Here is an 18,897-nt window from a genome sequence, read left to right as displayed (position 1 = left end):
AAGCGGAAATTTCATCAGGGGATAAGAAAATGACCGAAACTACGGATTGCGGCGGCAAGACAGTCCCCGTATTTGCAAGAGCAAAGGTTTTAGACAGGCGGAATAATTTAACTGATTGCAGAGAGAGGTCTTCGGATTTTGCCGACGGCGCGGTGTTCACACTTAAAGTTTCAATACCTTTTAACCTCAGCTTAAACGGATATTCTTTTCCGCGACCGGGGCAGTTTTACATGCTTAGGACGGAACATTCGGCAAAGGTGCTTTCCAGACCGATAAGCGTTTTTCATGTCGAAAAAAAATCCCGCAGCATTATTATTGAGTTTTTGATTTTAAAAAAAGGAGAGGGGACGAGAGAGCTTTACAGGCTTAAAAGGGGCGACATCCTTCTTATGCTCGGTCCTTTGGGAAACATGTTTCCTGCGCCCGATTTTAAAACGGAAGGACAAAACAAGGTTTGCTTGATCGGCGGTGGAATAGGAGTAGCTCCTGTGGCGGGCTTTGCGGAATCTCTTGTCCCGAAAAGTTATGATTTTATCGCAAGTTTTAAAAGCGCTTCTTACGGGCTTGAGCACTTAAAGGCCGACGATTTGATAATTACGACGGAAGACGGAAGCGAAGGTCTTTCCGGAATGCTTCCCGCCGCCGTAGACAGTCAAAAACTTATCGCTAAAAAATATACGACAGTTTACGCCTGCGGACCTTTACCCATGTTGGAATATGTAAAAAAAATATGCGGCGAAGCCAGAGTGCGATGTTGGCTAAGCATGGAAGCCCGCATGGCATGCGGCATGGGAGTTTGCCTCGGGTGTTCAATAAAGACAAAGAAAGGATATAAAAAATGCTGCGTAGACGGTCCTGTTTTTGACGGCGAAATGCTGATCTTTGAAAGTTCCGCCTTCAAGCCGCGCCGAAAACCTCTTTCGAAGGATCCCGATCTGTCGGTAAATATTGCCGGAGTGCGTTTTATAAATCCCGTCATAGCCGCTTCGGGAACTTTCGGGTTCGGAACGGAATATATGTCCGTATTCGACGTAAAATCTCTCGGCGGAATTGCGTCCAAGGGACTTACTCTTGAAGAACGACAAGGCAATTCCGGTATTCGCATTTGGGAAACGCCGTCGGGAATTATGAATTCCGTGGGGCTTCAAAATCCCGGAATAAAGCATTTTATAGAACACGAACTCGGTCAAATGTTAAAACTCGGCCCCGTAACGCTTGCAAACCTGTCGGGCTCCACGCTTGAAACATATGTCGAAGGCGCCAAGTTGCTCGATAAGACTGACGTCCCCATGATAGAGCTTAACATTTCATGCCCTAATGTTTCGCAGGGGGGAGCCGCATGGGGAATGAGCTGCTCTTCCGCAGCGGAGGCGACAAGGGCTGTGCGTGCCGTTACTGCTAAGCCGCTTGCCGTAAAATTAACGCCGCAGGCTCCGGATCTTATCGGAGTGGCCGTCGCATGCATCAACGAGGGCGCCGACGCCCTGGTCATCGGAAATTCTTTTCAGGGGGTTGCGATAGACATTGAAAACGGAAGGCCTGTTTTTGATAAGGTCAAAGCGGGCGTCGGCGGTCCGGCCATGCGTCCGCTCGCCGTTAAGAATGTGTATGAGATTGCCTCGGAAATTAACAAACTTCCTCCGCAAAATCGGGTTCCGCTGATCGGAGTCGGAGGAATAGTTTCATGGCAGGATGCGGTCGAATTTATTATGGCCGGCGCCTCTGCCGTTGAAATCGGTTCGGGAACCTTTATTGATCCTTATACAATGCTCCGTGTGATCGACGGGCTTAGCGCCTTTATGAAGCGTAAAGGGTATGCGAGTATCGAAGAAATGAGAGGCTGTGCGCTGTAGGGCTCTTAAGCGCCTCAGAAGAATCGCGCCGGAACCGTACAACCGTCTCTAATTGATATTTTCAAAGCTCGACCGCGGCATACACTCTGGCTAAGCGAACGATATTCTTGCTTGGCGTATAAGCATTATTGGCTGATATTTTCAAAGCTCGACATTTGACCATAATATGTAAAAATGTTAAATTCCTTTTTATGAATACGATCGTGGCGCTGTGTGCCGTCGGAGCGGAAAGGGTTTTAGGCAACGAAATAAAGTATCTGGGATACAATCTTATCTCAAACGCTCCGGGGCGGGTTTCTTTTTCGGGAGACGACGACGCCTTATTTCGTTCGAATTTGTGTCTGCGCACGGCCGACCGGGTATACCTTCAGGCGGCGGCATATCCTGCAGAAGATTTTGACGATCTTTTTGCCGGAGCGTACGATGTAAATTGGCAGGATTATTTTAAAAAAAACACGCGTATCGTAGTAGACAAGGTCCGTGTTTATAAGAGTAAGTTAAATTCGGAACACAGCATTCAGTCCATGGTACAAAAAGCCGTTTACAAAAAATTGGGCGATGTGTGGAAAATTCCCGTTTTACCCGAAACGGGCGAAAAAGCCGATATCCGCGTTTATATGGATGAAAATACCGCCATACTTCTGCTTGACCTGTCGGGACTTCCTTTGCATAAGAGGGGTTACAGAGCCGACGGCGGTATTGCGCCTTTAAGGGAAACCACGGCGGCCGTCCTGCTTCAGATGATGATGTGGCGTAGAAAGACGCCGCTTCACGATCCTTTTTGCGGTTCGGGAACAATTCCTATAGAAGCAACTTTGTACGCATACAATGTTGCGCCGGGATTCGGGCGGAATTTCGCGATTGAAAATCTTGCCTTTTACGATCAAAAACGCGCGCTGCAGATTAAAAAAGAAGAAGCGGCAAAGATTCGTACGGATGTCGAAGTGAGGATTACCGGTTCCGATATCGATCGGGCCGCAATAGAACGCTCCGCAAAAAACGCCGAATATGCGTGCGTTACTGCCGGACGAGCCTTGCAGCTAATAGGAAGCGATGCCAGAATTGTTCGGCCGGATTTCGTACAATCCGATTTTAAGGATTTACAGCCGCCTTATCCGGAAGGGCTTATCTTGTGTAATCCTCCTTACGGTGAAAGACTTGACGACGAAGATAAGGCTGAAAAGCTTTATAAAGACATGGCGGATTTATTTAGAGATTTTAAAAACTGGCGGATAGGCGTCATAACTTCGAACAAAAAATTCCAAGAGCTTTCGGGCTTTTACGCGTCTTCTTCAAAGGAACTGAAGGCCGGAAATCTTGACACCCGCTTTTACATGTTTAAAGAATGTTTATGCCGGAGAAATAAAAATGGCTATTGTTGTTGAACACGATAAGAGAAAAAAGGAAATCCTCGAAAAAGCGCTGGATGTATTCAGCGAAGAAGGATATGAAGACGTAACTTTTCAAAAGATCGCCGACCGCTGCGGAATTACGCGTACTACGCTTTACATATATTTTAAAAACAAGCGCGAGATCTTTTTATGGAGCATAAAACAGATGATGAGCGGCCTTGAAGAAGGACTTGTGCGTCTGTGTTCCGACGAATCCGTTCCGGCTTCTCAAGCTCTTTTGAACATCCTCATGATGATCATGGAAAACTGTGAACTTAATAAGCGCCTATTCGGCGTAATTTTGGATTATCTTTTACAGATGAAAAAATCAGGCGGGAATCCCAGAGAAAAAGTCCGCCGCCGCGTCGTTCATTTGAGGCACCTTTTGAGCCAGGTCATTATCAGAGGAATAAATTCCGGGGAATTTAAAAAGATAAACGTAAGATCCGTAAACGAACTGTTTTACAGCATAATAGAATCGGCAATTTTCAGACTTGCGGTGTTAAATCAGGAAGACTTGGCTGAAACCAGGCTCATATTGAAATTTACTGTGGGCGATTTGCTTGCACATAGAATTTAGAAGCAGGTTGTTGCCGGATTTTTGCCGATTTACATATTGACGAAATTTGTCATAATAATTAGACTTTGACAAAGATAACTACGGTAGTTTATAATTGCGCGCAAAAAGCGTGCAATTGTGGCATTTTCGGAAATCCACATTTTCTGCAACGCCGTATCTTATAGGAGATGTTATGGTCATTAAACCGATGGTACGAAGCAATATCTGTATAAACGCACATCCTGTCGGGTGCGCAAAAGAAACGGAAAATCAGATCGAATATGTAAAAACGCAAAAGAAAAAACGCGGAATAAAGAGCGTAAAGGAAGGCGGCAAGGGGCCGAAAACAGTTCTTGTTTTGGGATGTTCTACGGGATACGGCCTTGCCAGCCGCATAGTCAGTGCCTTTGCATACGGAGCCGACACGATCGGAGTTTCATATGAAAAAGAAGCCACCGAAACAAAGAGCGGCACTCCCGGCTGGTACAACAATACGGCCTTTGACGCTGCCGCAAAAAAGGCGGGACTTGTTTCAATAACCATGAACGCCGACGCCTATGCGGACGAAACCCGATCTCAGGTTATCGGCGAAGCAAAGAAACTCGGACGGAAATTCGATCTTATAATTTACAGCCTCGCAAGTCCCGTGCGCACGGATCCCGACACAAAGGTTCTATATAAGTCCGTAATCAAACCGCGCGGAAAACCTTACAGCGGGAAATATATCGATATCATGTCGCAGACTCTTAAAGAATCGAGCGAAGAACCCGCTACGGAAGAAGAAATTGCCAATACCGTCAAGGTTATGGGAGGCGACGACTGGCGCCGTTGGATAAAACAGCTTTCACAAGCGGGCGTTCTTGCAAAAGGATGCCGCACGGTAGCTTATTCTTATATAGGGCCGGAACTCAGCCATGCGATATATCGTGACGGAACTATAGGAACTGCAAAGCTCGACCTGGAAAAAGCCGCGCTTGATCTTAACGAGGAATTAAAATCGTCTGTAGGCGGCGGAGCCTTTGTTTCCGTAAACAAGGGGCTTGTAACCCGCTCAAGCGCGGTAATTCCCATAATATCGCTTTACCTTTCAGTGTTGTTTAAGGTGATGAAGGAAAAAGGAACTCACGAAGGCTGTATCGAACAGATTGAAAGGCTTTTTGCGGAACGGCTTTATACGGGTGCGGACAATTCCGCCGCCGACGTTCCTACGGACAGCGAACATAGGATAAGAATTGACGATTGGGAACTTGCCGACGACGTTCAAAAACTTTGTCGCGAACGTATGACCGCCGTTACTCAGGAAAATCTTTCGCAGCTTTGCGACCTTGAAGGATATAAGCATGATTTTCTTGCTACTAACGGTTTTGACATTGCCGGCGTTGATTATGATAAAGACGTCGCGCGCATGGACGCAATATCATAGTTAAAGAAAAACATTCTTGTAGGTCGCACGTCCGTGTGCGACTGCGGCAGGAGTTTTAAAAAAAACGTCCGGAATATCGACGGTTGTTTTTATGAGCCGGCCTGTGGTATAATTCATGTCAGCGGAGGATGTGCCATGTTAAACGGACGGCATCTCATTGAGCCAAACGATTTATCTGTGACGGAAATAGATGAAATTTGTTCCTTGGCCGAACAAATTATCGTTGATCCGGTATCTTTTCAAGATGTGTGCCGCGGGAAAATTCTCGCGGCACTTTTTTTTGAACCCAGCACAAGAACACGGCTTTCCTTTGAAGCTGCAATGCTCAGATTGGGCGGCGCCGTTGAAGGTTTTTCCGATGCGTCGTCTTCATCCGCAACCAAAGGAGAATCCCTTGCCGACACAATCCGTGTCGTTTCATCCTATACGGACGTCCTTGCGATAAGAAGTCCCAAAGAAGGCGCCGCTCTTTTGGCAAGCAAGTATTCGTCTTGTCCGGTGATAAACGCAGGCGACGGGGGGCATTTTCATCCTACGCAGACATTGACGGATCTTCTTACCGTAAGACAGCTTAAAGGCAGTCTTGAAGGACAAACGGTAGGTTTTTGCGGCGATCTTAAATTCGGGCGTACGGTGCACAGTTTGGTGCAAGCGTTGAGCCGCTATCCTAAAAATAAATTTATTTTTATAAGCCCCAAAGAACTTCAGATGCCGGATTACATGCTAAAAAATATCCTCGAACCTTTAAAGATAGAATACCGAAGCGTGGAACGCCTTGAAGACGCCATAGGGGACGTCGACATTCTTTATATGACCCGTGTACAAAAAGAAAGATTTTTTAACGAGCAGGATTATATAAGATTAAAAGACAGTTATATCCTTGACAACGAAAAAATGAAACTTGCGCGCAGAGACATGATAGTGCTTCATCCTCTGCCTCGCGTAAATGAGATCGCTGTGGAAGTCGACGGAGATACGCGGGCTGCCTATTTTAAGCAGGCTAAGTACGGAATGTTCGTGCGCATGGCGCTTATTGCAAAACTTACGGGAAGTTTATAGGAGATCTTAAGCAAGATGTTAAATGTTGATACGATAAAAAACGGCCTTGTGATCGATCATATAAATGCCGGTTACGGACCCAAAATTTTTCAATGGCTCGGTTTGGATAAAGCGAAATTCAGTTCCGCACTTATTATGAACGTTCCGTCAAAGAAAATAGGAAAAAAAGATATTATAAAGATAGACAATACGATAAATATCGATTTTTCCGTGCTGGGATTTATTGATCCCAATATTACCGTAAACATAATAAAAGATGAAAAGATCGTTAATAAGATTACGATGGAACTGCCTGACAGGGTAGAAAATGTTGTAAAGTGCAAAAATCCGCGCTGTATAACTATGACGGAACACTATATTCCTCAAATTTTCAGGCTTGTCGATCGTACGCAGGGACTGTACCGCTGCCAGTATTGCGATACTTTGTACAAAGCCGGAAACAACGCCGAGCTTATGGAGCATAAATATTGAACGGATATAAGAATAATGCGCTTTTGATTTATAACGCTCATTTAGTCGACGAAGATCTGGACACGGAAGGCGCCGTTTTGGTTTTTGACGGAAAGATATTAAGGGTGTTTAAGGGGCGTTTCCCAACAAAAAAGGACGCCGAATCCCTTGTAAAAAACGCTTCGATTGCCGCCGTATCGGGTAAAGCTGCAGCCGGTAAAACGACGTCTTTGTCTGCGGCTGCCTTAAATTTTAAAGACGGCGACATTTCTTTTTACGACGCCGAAGGGCTTACTCTTATGCCCGCCTTTATAGACATGCATGTTCATTTGCGCTATCCGGGGCAAACGCAAAAGGAAGATCTTCACAGCGGTCTTAAGGCGGCCGTTGCCGGAGGCGTGGGAGCCTTAGTCGCCATGGCCAATACGTCGCCGACGGTTTCTTCGGGAAAAGAAGCAAAAAAAATATCGGAAGAAGGGAATACGCTGGGGCTTTCGAATATGTTTCAGGCGGTAAGCCTTACAAAGGACTTTAATGGAAAAGACACTTCTTCCCTTGACGATGTCGATTCCGATTTTACTCCCGTCGTAAGCGAAGACGGAAAGGATGTTTGGGATTCTTCCGTCATGTTTGAGGCGATGAAAAAGGCCGCAGAAAAAAATCTTATTGTAAGCTGCCACAGCGAAGATCCTTCACTTACGGCTGCGGCCGATCTTTACAGGCGGGAAGCGCTTTCGGTTATGCGCGAGTATTCGATACCCGCATGGGGAGTTGAAAACCTGAGCGGTTCTGAATCTGCAGACGGCGCAAAAAAACTTCCGCCCGAAGCGGACGCAAAGATCACGAGAGCTCTTACAAAGGCGAATGAAATCCTTGCAGTGTCCGAAGATTCTTATACCGAAAGAAATCTCTTGCTTTCGGAACTTGCACACTGCCGCGTTCACATAGCTCACGTGAGCACGAAAAAAAGTATGGACGCGGTGCGCCGAGCAAAAGAAAGATTTTTTGCCGCAAACAGAGATTGTGAAAACGGCAACGGATGCGGCGCTTTTAAAAACTTGAGAATTTCTTGCGAAGTAACTCCTCATCATCTGGCCTTGTGCGGTACGTTTCCGCCTTATATAAGGGCGCTTGTAAATCCTCCTTTAAGAAACGAGGAAGACAGAAAGGCGCTCATTGAGGCATTGCGTGACGGAACGGCCGACGTTATTTCTACCGATCACGCTCCGCACACTTTTGAAGACAAGGCTCGAAGTTCTCCGGGATTTTCGGGGCTTGAAACCTCTTACGCCGTCTGTAACACGGTTTTGGTAAGGCAAAACGGGTTTACCGCAAGCCGTCTGTCGCGCCTTATGTCCGCCCAGCCTGCGAGAATTTTAAATCTGAAAAAAGGACGTCTTTTGGAGTCGTTCGACGCGGATTTGGTTTTGGCTTCTCCCTCCGAAAAATGGCGCGTTACCGGAGAAAATTTTTTCAGCAAGGGAAAGGCGACTCCTTTTGAAGGAAAAGAACTTTTCGGCCGCGTTCATGCGACGTTCATAGGCGGAAAACAGGTTTTTAAATTATAAACAGCGGCCTTGGCTATGCGCAGGGCCTTTTTATTGCCTGTAAAATTGATCTTCCAAGCAAAAATACGAGTACGATTTTTCATTGAACAGAAAATCCCATGTGCTGGCAAAGCGCACTTTTTCTCCGCCGAAGCCGGTTTTAAAAAGATAGAGGCCTGCCATAGGGTTTGACGAATCGTTATTTGGGGGAATGCCCATGAGATCGTAAGCGGTACAGCCCTTGCTGCGGGCAAATCGTATCGCTTCCCACTGCAGACCGTAATTCGGCATTAGCTCCTTTTTTTCATCGCTCGATCCGGCGTACAGGTAGTATGCGTTATGTCCTGAAAGCGCAATTATTATTCCCGAAAGCAGAATTCCGTTTTTTGACGCGCTCATAATGTGAAATTGCGGAGACGGAGCGGGAGCGGAAAGAGGTATGACATCTTTTTTCCTTCTTTCGTTTTGATTGGGCGGGTGCTCGTGAAAAATATTTTCTTGAATACGCTTGTGCGAAAACAGCTTGTTAAAATATTCTTCACGCTCGTAATAAAAATGTTTTCGTTTTGCCGTTTTTTCATAAAGCGCATACCAGTCATGGAGCATATCTTTTCCGCCTACGGCAAAATCAATTCCGCTGCGGTATGAGCGGCGTATACAGTTGCGCGTAGTTGCTCTCATGTGCGAGAGTATTTGCTCGGGCGTAAGCGCTAAATTAATGATGACCGTGTTTGCCGCAAGGTGACCGGTCGGAGCTTTTCTAAGATTGTGCGTTTGGGTTCCCCAGTTTAAAGCCAGCTGCGCAGTCTGAGGATTTACGATTTCTTCACCGCCATACTGGCTTCGCCAGGCAAGATCGTACCGTAAGCATATGCAGTTTTCAGGCAGGTAGGGGCGTAGTGCAAGGGCGAGTTCTTCAAGCAGAACGCCGCGTTTTTCAGACGGCAACACGACTGAGGGCGCTTTAGGCGCGTATGCATAGCAGCTGCCGTCGCCGCGTTTTCTTATCAGCGTCATAAACGGAAAAGTTAGCGGAGAATCGAAGTTTTCGTCTGAAAACGTTACCGAAAAAAAATAAGGCTGCTGGCCGAGAGTCTCTTTAAACGTTCCCCAAAATGCGGTTTGAAAAAGATTGTCGTGCGGAGGAAATACGTCCGGGGCGACTTTTTGTACCGTAACCATAGAAGGCACGATAACAGCAAAAAAAGAAAGCCGCAACGCTGTCATCTGTATACCATGCAGCTAGTCCTTTTTATAAGGCGGATTATAAAACTGCGGCAGTATCACAGACTGATACTGCCGGAACTTGCAGCTTGCAGAAAGCCGGCTGCGGCTTTTTGCACCTTTTGCGCGTTCCGCACGCCGGACACAGGAGCCGCAGCCGGACAATGGAATGGGTAAGGCGTACGTCCGCCGCCCGGTAATAAAGACTTACTTGTTGTTCCTTGCAAGAATCTCTTCAACCTTAGCCCTAAAATCCTTTAAGCCCTTTTCGGCGCTGACGTTGCCGCTAAGAATTCGCTGGAATACGGGAACGGTGTTTGCGTCAATTTCGGAATAGCCGCTTCTAAGCTGCAAAGTGTGTCCGTATTTTGCATTGATGGCGTCCGTAGCCTTCTTTATGTCGCGTGGGCTCTTGGTGGCGTCAAGATACAGACCCCACAATTCTGGATCGTTGTTTAAAGACGGAGGAATGCGGCGGGCTGCGCTGTATAACCTTTCTCCCTCGTTGCCTCTGAGAAAGCTTAAGAACTTCCATGCTGCGTCTTTTTGTTTGGATGCTGCGGATATTGCAATCTCGTTGCTCTTGACGGTAGTAGTGTTTTTTACCGTTTTTCCGCCGGGGAAGGGATACACTTCAAAATTTATGCCTTCAACTTTCTGAATGGCTAAGATTTCCTGTGCTGAAACAATCATCATAGCAAGCGTTCCCGAAGTAAACCAGCGGCTTATCGTTTCGGCTGCAGGGGTGGAAATCATGTCTTTGGGTAAAAATCCCTGCTGATAAAGGTCTGCGATCATCTGTAAGGCCTGGCAGCCTTCGGGAGAATCGAGCGCATAGCCTTTGCGGTCATCAGTGAGCAGATTTGCTCCGTAAGCCCAGATAAAGCCGTAAAAAGGATTGTTGGAAGCCATTTGGTTTGCGTATCCGTACACTCCCGTTTTTACTCCTCCGAACTGCTTTACGATCCTTATAAAATCGTCTACCGTCCAGTCGTATGATGGGAGCGCGATGCCTGCCTTTTTGAAGGTGTCGAGGTTTAACGCCAGATAAATGGGAGCGGTACCCCATGGAAGGGCATGAATTTCACCTTTGATCGTAGCTTCTTCTATTGCCGCCTTTGAATAAATTGAAGTGTCGAAGTCCGATTTTTCTATAAAGGGTTTAAGGCTTGCGACGGCTCCCAGATTGCAGAAGTCCTGAAAGAAATATGAGTCGATGCGCATGACGTCCGGCGCCATACCGCCTGAAATCATCGTCATGAGTTTTGTGTGATAGTCGTTGTAGGCGGAGACTACCGGTTCTACTTTGATGTTGGGATTCTTTTTTTCAAATTCGTCGATGATCGTTCTTTCAACGCCTATTGAATCAGGGTTGCCCCAAAAAGCGTATTTTATTGTGGTAACGCCGCTGCCCTGCGATCCTGCATCCTTATCGCCCGAAGCGAAAATACTTCCTGTAGCCGCTAAAAGCGCCAAAAGAACTGCGAGTGTTTTTTTCACGTTTTCCTCCTAAACTTTAGTTTATTGATATTCTCTTATCACCTTCGGGAACTGTCAATTTAAAATCTTTTATGATCATTGTAAAATTTTTCAGTGAAGAATAAAAATAAGACGGGAAATGACATAGACGCTGCAGCATTCCCCCGCGCATTTGCAACGAACCGAAACGGCGCCGATATGAGCGTTTTCAATCACGAATAAATTGACACGGCAATAAAGCTATGATAGCATGATTTTCATAATGCATTTTAGGAAATCGAAATTTCCTAGAATGCCGTTTCATAAGGAGGAGAAATGAAGAAAACAATTCTAGCGGCGATACTCGCCGTATGCGGTATTGCAATGCTTTTCGCAAACGGGAACCAGGAATCCGCAAAAAAGCCTTATATCATTAAGACAGGAATAGGTCTCAATGATCAATCTGTACAGTTCAAAACTTTGGAATTTATGAAAAAAACTCTTGAACAAAGTACCGACGGCGCTGTAGTTATGCAGCTTTATCATTCCAGCACGCTTGGCGACGATATGGCTGTTCTGGAAGGTTTACAGCTTGGAACCATAGAAATGTTTTGCGGTACGATAGGGCCAGCCGCTCAATTTTCCAGCAAAGTGAAGCTTTTTGATCTTCCGTTTTTGTTTACATCTTATGCGCAGGCTGACGCCCTGTTGGACGGACCTATCGGTCAGGAAGTCCTTGACTCTCTTGAACCTGCCGGCATGATCGGTATTGGTTATTGGGAAAACGGCTTTAGGCAATTAACAAACAGTTCCCGTCCTGTCAAAACTCCTAAAGATATGATCGGATTAAAACTCAGAACAATGCCGACCCCCGTTCCTCTTTCAACTTTCAGATTGCTCGGAGCAAATCCTACGCCGATGAATTTCGGAGAAGTTTTTACAGCTTTACAGCAGAAAGTTGTTGACGGCCAAGAGAATCCTTGGGAAACAATTCTTTCAAACAAATTTTATGAAGTTCAAAAATATGCTACCAATACGGGACATGTTTACTCTCCCTTCGGAGTTCTTTTTTCAAAGAAATTCTGGGACAAACTTCCCGACGAATATAAACAGGCTGTAAAAGAAGCTGTGTATGCTGCAAGGGATTTTAACAGAAAAACCGCCCGTGAAGCGGAACAAAGAACCCTTAATGAACTTAAGAAGTATATGGAAGTAACAATTCTTTCTCCGGAAGAATTAAAGGCCTTTCAGAAAATTACAAGACCTGTGTATGATGAGTTTGCGCCTGAAATCGGACCTGATCTTGTAAAGCGCGCTGTTAAATTTCTTAACGAGATGCAATAATATATTAGGATGTAATAATATATAAAAGGATGGAGGGACGATGAGTCCCTCCTATGAGAGGTTCTATGAAACACCTGTTATACTTTATAAAAGGTATGTATAAAGTTGTAATCGTTATTTTTACAGCTCTTCTTTTTTTTATAGTAGCATATAATGTTGCCAGTCGCTACGTTTTTAATAATTCCATTGTTTGGGCAGACGAACTTTCAAGGTTTATTTTTATTTGGATGAATTTACTGGGAATAATCAGCGTTTTTCAAAATGACGAGTTGGTAAAATTGGATATTCTTTCGGCACGGCTTCGAAAATTGCGCTGGGGAAAAAATGTTCTTGACATTATTGAATTTTTATTAGTCGGCGGCGTTTTGCTGTTGCTCACTTTTTATAGTTTTCAATTTATATCAGTCATGAATCACGTTTCCGCAAGTCTTGTAGTTCCTATGAAGATTGTTTATTCCATTCTTCCTATTTCTATGTCTTTTATGTTTATCGGAAACATTGCCAGATTTATAGATACTATAAAAAACAACAGGAGATAATAATGCTTTTTATTTTTTTAGTTATATTGTTTTCAGGTATTGCTCTAGGAATTCCTATTGTTTTTTGTATGGCAATAGCCAACGTCGTTATGCTCTTTATAATGGACTTCCCAATGGTCAGCTATATTCAAAAGCTGTTTACCGGAATGGATAGTTTTACGCTTCTCGCCGTACCTTTTTATATGTTTGTAGGAGAAGTTATGAATCGCGGCGGTATCGCCAAAAGACTTCTTGTTTTTTCGGATTCTCTCGTCGGTCATATAAAAGGAGGTCTCGGTCACGTTAATATCCTTTCAAGTTTGTTTTTTGGAGGAATTTCCGGTTCCGCTATTGCGGATACGGCGGCAATCGGCGGCCTGCTTATACCGCCGATGAAAGAAGAGGGGTATGAACCGGCCTACTCGGCTGCCGTTACCGCATCATCTTCTGTTATCGGAATTATCATTCCTCCGAGCATTCCTTTTATACTGTACGGAGTAACGACAAGCACATCGATATCTAAGATGTTTATCGGCGGAATTATACCCGGTACACTAACGGCTTTTATATTGATGTTTGTAACCTTTCTGACAGTTGGAAAACATAAAAAAGATTTGAATGAGGGGAAGAAAAACAAGTTCTCTTTTAAAAAGGTTTTTGTTGCATTTAAGAGCGCATGGACGGCCCTTCTTGTACCTTTTATCATTGTCGGCGGTATACTGGCGGGCGTTTTTACGGCAACGGAGGCGGGGGTCGTGGCTTCAGTAGTAGCCCTCTTTTTAGGTCTCTTTGTGTTCAAAGAGCTTAAAGTTAAAGAACTGCCCCAAGTTCTTTTCAATACCGCTAAAACCACAGCTTCCGTGCTTTTTTTATGTGGAACTGCTTCCGTAACCGCTTATCTGCTTACTTTGGCTCATGTCCCTCAGGAACTTACTTCTTTTTTCAGTTCTCTGAGTGACAACCCTCTCGTCATTGTTTTTTTTGCAAATATTTTGTTACTTTTAGTCGGTTTTGTAATGGATATAACTCCTGCCATTCTTATTTTATCTCCGGTACTTCTTCCCGTTATGCAAAAGTACGGTATCGATCCTGTTTACTGGGGAGTTATTACCTGTATTAACTTAGGGATAGGGCTTATTACGCCGCCTGTGGGAACCGTCTTATATGTTGCGTCAGGGGTAGCAAAGGTCAAAATGGAAGAACTGGTTTATGCGTTAATTCCTTTTTTCCTTGGAATGCTCGTTCTTTTGGTTATTTTAATACTTTTCCCGCCGCTCATAACATTTTTGCCTAATTTACTAATGCCCGTTAAATAGGTTTAAGAGATATGTTGTATTATAGCAGTAAAAATGAAAAACAGGATTTTAAAGAAGACGCTCTTTTTGGAGTTTTGGAAAATTTTATTAATAATATTTCAAAAGAGCGTCGCCTTGATAAGGTTATGGTTATTCCGCCTGATTTTACACGATTTCATTCGAGGGCAGGCAAAATAACACAGTATCTATACAAAATCCTCGGTTCAAAGCTAAAGCTTGTCATGCCGGCTCTGGGAACACATTACGGCATGACTGATGAAGAAAAAACATTGATGTTTTCCGGTATTCCTTTGGAAATTATAAAAGATCATGATTATAAAAATGATGTAATTGAATTAGGACGCATCGACAGAAATAAAGTTGCCGATATATCCGGAGGAGCCGTTGATTATGATTGGCCGGTTCAGGTAAATCGTTGCTTGCTTTCTGAAAATTGGGATCTGATAATTTCCGTTGGACAGGTTGTTCCTCATGAAGTTGCCGGTATGGCGAATTTTACAAAAAACATACTTGTAGGACTTGGAGGAAAGGAATGTATAGATAAAAGTCACTTTGTAGGAGCCTGTTGCAATCTTGAAAAAATAATGGGAAGAATAAATAATCCTGTGCGAACATTGCTTAACTTTGGTTCAGAGCAATATTTGAGGAATCTACCCATTGTTTACATGCATACCGTAGTTGCGCCCGATATGAAAGGAGGAACTCTTTTTAAGGGGCTTTTTATCGGTGACGATGAAGAATGCTATTTGAAGGCCGCCGAACTTGCACGGGAGACAAATGTTTTTTTAATGGAAGAGCAACCGGATAAAATCGTTGTTTTTCTTGATGGAGAAGAGTACAAAAGCACATGGGTGGGCAATAAAAGTATTTACAGAACTCGTATGGCATTGGCTGATAATGCGGAACTTGTTATCATTGCTCCCGGGCTTCGCACTTTTGGCGAAAATCCGATAGCAGATAAATTGATTCGTAAATACGGCTATTCGGGAATATCTTTAATTAAAAAGATGGTAAAAGAGAATGAAGATTTATCTTCAAATTTAGGAGCCGCATCCCACTTGATGCATGGTTCAACCGAAGGTCGTTTTAAAGTTACATATTGCCCCGGATTTTTGAAACAGGAAGAAATTCAGTCTGTCGGGTATGATTATGGAGATATAAAAGAGTATAAAAAAAGATACTGTCTGGATAAACTGCAAGACGGCTGGAATGATGTGCAAGGTGAAAGAGTATTTTATATCTCAAATCCGGGACTGGGATTATGGGCTTATCGGGCGAATTTTGATGTTTGATTTTTTGTGCTATTTCCCCGTTTACTCTTTTTCTGCATAAGCTCTTGAATACAGTTAATGAGAGTTGGATAGCCCAAAATTATTTGTCGTAATTGACAATAAAAACATATAAGGAGTTACGTATGAAAAAGTACAAAAAATTGGTTTTTGTTTTTGCAGCCTTAGGTTTTTTGTCGGCTTCCGTTTTTGCCGCCGGCAAAGGCGAAGGCGGTTCCAAGATTCCCGTAACGTTTGCGGGAACGGAAGCCGCAACGACGGGACAGAGCCGCATGATGATGGCTGCGGCAGAAAAACTCAACAATTCCGGGCGTTTCAGCGCTACGGTACAGGTTGCGGGCGCCCTTTCAGGCGATACCGACGCCTTGGTAACGCAGGCGAAACTCGGCGTAAGTCTCGTCGTTCCGAGCGATCCCGGCCGTCTGGCAAGTCAATTCAATATTCCGGATCTTAATATCCTGATGGCGCCGTATATTTTGACGGATCCCGAATTGCTGAAAAAACTTCCCGACACTCCGCTTTTTAAAGAATGGCAAGCCGCTCTTGAAAAGCAGGGAATTATCTATATAACTAATATGTATAACGGATTCCGCTCTTTTTATACCACAACTCCCGTAAATAAAGTTGCAGACCTGTCCGGTCTCCGCATACGCGGCTTCGGGAATGCGATCGGAAACAACCTTGCCAAATACTTGGGATTTGCAAATATCGGTATTCCGTGGTCGGAAGTCTTCCCCGGAATTCAGTCTAAAACTCTTGACGGATGCGAAGTGCAGGTTGCAAGCGCATACGGAAGCCGTATCTATGAAGTTGTAAAATACCTTGCCTTATCCAAACACTACATGCTCCAGTCGTCCTTTGTGTGTTCGTCCAATTTTTATAACAGCATGCCCGCCGCCGATCGCGAGTTTTTTATCAAAACTATGCGAGAAACGGCTCTGGAATACGGCGCGATCATCGCAAGCGAAGAAGCCGGTTACTATGAAAACATGAAGAAGAACGGCGTTCTGATCACGGAAGTAAGCCTTGATGAGTTCCAAAAGGCCATAAATCCGTTGTACGTAAACAATGATTTGGGATTTTCCGCCGGTCTTAAAGAAAGATTGTTTAAAGAACTCGGAAAATAGTATTTTTTAATCGGCCGCCGCAAACGCTTTTTAAGGTTTGCGGCGGTATTTTCGACGGGGCGCTTTATCGGTCTTTATCGGTATAAGACGACTAAGGAAGATCGTCTCGGGAAAAACTCGCCTTTAGCGATTTTTTTTCGAGATTTCTACGAGTTGAACCCGTCGTGTTATCGCGAGTTGCAACGTCGCATTTTATAAAAGTTTTAAGCTGAGTTTTGGCGTCCTTTGCCGAATTTTACAAAACCGCTAATCTTAATCTTTTAAAGCCTATAGTTTTATAGGACCGGATCATTTTTCATGCGGATCTCACGCTTGACGTAATGTTTAAGCGTGTGCATCTTGTATGAAATGGAGAATAACATATGAAAAAACTATATGGAATCCTTTGCAAGGCCGAAATTATCGTATGCGGCGTAGGATTCATTTTTTTAATTCTTTTTGTTTTTATGTCGGCCATACTTCGTTTTTTCCGCGTATCAATGTCATGGAACATTGATCTGGCTATGCTTCTTTTGGCGTGGACGGCGTTTTTAGGCGCGGACATAGCGTGGCGCAGCGGCCAGCTTATAGGAATAGATTTGCTTACGCGTTATTTACCCAAAAAACTGCAAAAAACAGTATCGGTTTTGATATATGTCATTATTTTTTGTACTTTAGTGGTCATCGCCGTTTACGGCTGCCGCCTTGCATGGACGGAACGCTTAAGAACTTATCAGTCCATGCCGATCCCTTATTCAATAGTAACCTTGAGCCTCGTCGTCGCGTCCGCTTCAATGGCGGTTTCTACTATAGGAAAAATAAAGAAGATCATAATTTATTTTAATGAAAAGTCCGAAAAAGACGCCGCACGATAACGCAGCGCGGTAAAAATTCCGTCTTTTAGTTTAGGGGGATATGATGAATTTTTTGTTATTATGCTTTGTGGTCTTTCTTGTTATGGGAATGCCCATTGCTTTTGTTATAGGTATTTCGGGGTTCGCCTATTTTTTAAGTCAACCCGTATTACCGTTTGAAGCCGCCGTGCAAATGATAGTTTTGCAAAGTCAGTCTTTCGCTTTTCTTGCCGTTCCCTTTTTTATATTCGCAGGTAATCTGATGAATGTTTCGGGAATTACCGAGCAGCTTTTAGGACTTGCAAGATTGCTTACGCGCCGCATGTACGGAGGAACCGCGCAGGTTTCCGTCGTCATGTCGACTTTGATGGGCGGCGTTTCAGGTTCCGCGACGGCGGACGCCGCTATGGAAACGCGGATTTTAGGTCCTGAAATGATGAGGCTGGGCTACAGTAAAGGGTACATATGTTCCGTAAACTGTCTTACGGCTCTCATAACCGCGACGATTCCGCCAAGTCTAGGGCTCATAATATTCGGCTTTATAGGAGAAGTTTCCATAGGAAGACTTTTTGCCGCAGGCATAGTGCCGGGCTTTCTGATGACGTTTTTTCTTATGGCGACGACTACTATAACAAGCCGCATAAAGAAATACGAACCGCCTAAGGCCGACGCACCCAAGCTTTCATTCCGCGAACTTTTTGATAATTTAAAAGTATCAATATGGGCTCTTCTTTTCCCTGTAATCTTGATCGTTGGAATACGGTTCGGCATATTTACCCCGTCCGAATCTGGAGCGTTTGCCGTTATTTATGCTATTATAATTGGAAAATTCATATATAAAAAACTGACGTGGGAAAATTTTAAATCCGCTCTTCTTACGACGCTTAAGGATAACGGGGCTATAATGCTTATCATCGCCATGTCCGGTCCGTTCAGTTATGCGATCACATGGGTAAGACTTCCTGCGGTATTGAGTTCCTTTATCTTTGGAATTACGGACAACCCACATGTGCTTACTCTTATCATGCTCGGATTCTTGTTCATTACGGGAATGTTTGTGGACAGCAATGTAAACTTTTTGCTTTTAACGCCTATCTTTTTGCCCATGGTTACAAGCGTAGGAATGGATCCAGTCCATTTCGGAGTTCTCATGGCTACGATCGTTACCTTAGGTGTAATGACGCCGCCTATAGGTTCCGCGCTTTATACCGTGTGCGGTATTATAGACTGTCCTCCCGAAGAGTATACGAAGGAAAGCCTTCCGTTCCTTCTTGCAATTTTAATTGAGCTTTCGATTCTTGTGTTTTTGCCGGATTTAGTATTGTTTATTCCCAATATGATATTCGGGAAGGTGTGATTTTTGCCGGGGGTGTGATCTTCATTTGAAGATCACACCCCCGGCGGCCTTTTATGTGCGCATTTGCTGCTTTATAGGCATTTCCGACGCGGCTACGCATTTACTTTATGCTTTTTACAGAAGTCCTTTAATATATGTGTTATAATACA

Annotated in this window: 16 protein-coding genes; 14 read left to right on the top strand and 2 right to left on the bottom strand. The window is 44.3% G+C overall.

Annotated elements, in window-relative coordinates; translation table 11 throughout:
- Nucleotides 1–29: 29 nt before the first annotated feature.
- The 7 genes from HRQ91_RS10600 (at nucleotide 30) to HRQ91_RS10570 (ending at nucleotide 8,303) form a co-directional block, all read left to right on the top strand.
- A complete protein-coding gene (locus HRQ91_RS10600) occupies nucleotides 30–1,853 on the top strand; it encodes a dihydroorotate dehydrogenase (RefSeq protein WP_210119510.1) in 1,824 nt (607 codons plus the stop codon).
- Nucleotides 1,854–2,044: 191 nt separating this feature from the next.
- Nucleotides 2,045–3,238 carry a THUMP domain-containing class I SAM-dependent RNA methyltransferase gene (locus tag HRQ91_RS10595; RefSeq protein WP_210119509.1) on the top strand — a complete coding sequence of 398 codons (1,194 nt, stop codon included), beginning with the start codon at nucleotides 2,045–2,047 and terminating at the stop codon, nucleotides 3,236–3,238.
- On the top strand, nucleotides 3,222–3,824 hold the full coding sequence (locus HRQ91_RS10590) for a TetR/AcrR family transcriptional regulator (protein WP_210119508.1): 603 nt from the start codon (nucleotides 3,222–3,224) through the stop codon (nucleotides 3,822–3,824). Before HRQ91_RS10595 ends, HRQ91_RS10590 begins: the two co-directional genes overlap by 17 nt.
- Nucleotides 3,825–3,996: 172 nt before the next feature.
- Nucleotides 3,997–5,226, top strand: coding sequence for an enoyl-ACP reductase FabV (gene fabV / locus HRQ91_RS10585; protein WP_210119507.1), 1,230 nt, complete (start codon nucleotides 3,997–3,999; stop codon nucleotides 5,224–5,226).
- A gap of 135 nt (nucleotides 5,227–5,361) precedes the next feature.
- Nucleotides 5,362–6,285: an aspartate carbamoyltransferase gene (pyrB, locus tag HRQ91_RS10580; protein WP_210119506.1), complete on the top strand. Its 924-nt coding sequence runs from the start codon at nucleotides 5,362–5,364 to the stop codon at nucleotides 6,283–6,285.
- A gap of 15 nt (nucleotides 6,286–6,300) precedes the next feature.
- Entirely contained in the window at nucleotides 6,301–6,756 is a 456-nt protein-coding gene (locus HRQ91_RS10575; RefSeq protein WP_210119505.1) for an aspartate carbamoyltransferase regulatory subunit, read from the top strand.
- Nucleotides 6,753–8,303: a dihydroorotase gene (locus HRQ91_RS10570; protein WP_210119504.1), complete on the top strand. Its 1,551-nt coding sequence runs from the start codon at nucleotides 6,753–6,755 to the stop codon at nucleotides 8,301–8,303. Before HRQ91_RS10575 ends, HRQ91_RS10570 begins: the two co-directional genes overlap by 4 nt.
- A gap of 30 nt (nucleotides 8,304–8,333) precedes the next feature.
- On the opposite strand, the gene HRQ91_RS10565 is transcribed toward HRQ91_RS10570, so the two are convergent.
- Together HRQ91_RS10565 and HRQ91_RS10560 are read right to left on the bottom strand one after the other, a co-directional pair.
- Nucleotides 8,334–9,464, bottom strand: coding sequence for a lipid II:glycine glycyltransferase FemX (locus HRQ91_RS10565; RefSeq protein ID WP_210119503.1), 1,131 nt, complete (start codon nucleotides 9,462–9,464; stop codon nucleotides 8,334–8,336).
- Nucleotides 9,465–9,713: 249 nt separating this feature from the next.
- Entirely contained in the window at nucleotides 9,714–11,006 is a 1,293-nt protein-coding gene (locus HRQ91_RS10560; protein ID WP_210119502.1) for an ABC transporter substrate-binding protein, read from the bottom strand.
- A 294-nt stretch (nucleotides 11,007–11,300) separates the two neighbouring features.
- Between HRQ91_RS10560 and HRQ91_RS10555 the strand changes: the two genes are divergently transcribed.
- The 7 genes from HRQ91_RS10555 to HRQ91_RS10525 all read left to right on the top strand — a co-directional run bounded on the left by HRQ91_RS10555 (nucleotide 11,301) and on the right by HRQ91_RS10525 (nucleotide 18,748).
- Entirely contained in the window at nucleotides 11,301–12,308 is a 1,008-nt protein-coding gene (locus tag HRQ91_RS10555; protein ID WP_210119501.1) for a TRAP transporter substrate-binding protein, read from the top strand.
- Between the two features lie 95 nt (nucleotides 12,309–12,403).
- Nucleotides 12,404–12,847: a TRAP transporter small permease gene (locus tag HRQ91_RS10550; RefSeq protein ID WP_210119500.1), complete on the top strand. Its 444-nt coding sequence runs from the start codon at nucleotides 12,404–12,406 to the stop codon at nucleotides 12,845–12,847.
- A gap of 2 nt (nucleotides 12,848–12,849) precedes the next feature.
- Complete coding sequence (locus HRQ91_RS10545) at nucleotides 12,850–14,142, top strand: TRAP transporter large permease (protein WP_210119499.1); 1,293 nt, start codon at nucleotides 12,850–12,852, stop codon at nucleotides 14,140–14,142.
- An 11-nt stretch (nucleotides 14,143–14,153) separates the two neighbouring features.
- Nucleotides 14,154–15,434 (top strand): nickel-dependent putative hexonate epimerase, encoded by a 1,281-nt coding sequence (locus tag HRQ91_RS10540; RefSeq protein ID WP_210119498.1) that lies wholly within the window; start codon nucleotides 14,154–14,156, stop codon nucleotides 15,432–15,434.
- A 122-nt stretch (nucleotides 15,435–15,556) separates the two neighbouring features.
- On the top strand, nucleotides 15,557–16,558 hold the full coding sequence (dctP, locus tag HRQ91_RS10535) for a TRAP transporter substrate-binding protein DctP (RefSeq protein WP_210119497.1): 1,002 nt from the start codon (nucleotides 15,557–15,559) through the stop codon (nucleotides 16,556–16,558).
- Between the two features lie 362 nt (nucleotides 16,559–16,920).
- A complete protein-coding gene (locus HRQ91_RS10530; protein WP_210119496.1) occupies nucleotides 16,921–17,412 on the top strand; it encodes a TRAP transporter small permease in 492 nt (163 codons plus the stop codon).
- 40 nt (nucleotides 17,413–17,452) lie between these two features.
- On the top strand, nucleotides 17,453–18,748 hold the full coding sequence (locus HRQ91_RS10525; protein ID WP_476718534.1) for a TRAP transporter large permease: 1,296 nt from the start codon (nucleotides 17,453–17,455) through the stop codon (nucleotides 18,746–18,748).
- Nucleotides 18,749–18,897: the final 149 nt, after the last annotated feature.

The sequence above is a fragment of the Treponema parvum genome (genome assembly GCF_017893965.1).
GTDB classification, from domain to species: domain Bacteria; phylum Spirochaetota; class Spirochaetia; order Treponematales; family Treponemataceae; genus Treponema_D; species Treponema_D parvum.
Note: the sequence above shows the minus strand (reverse complement) of the source record. Positions and strands in the feature narration are given on the sequence as shown.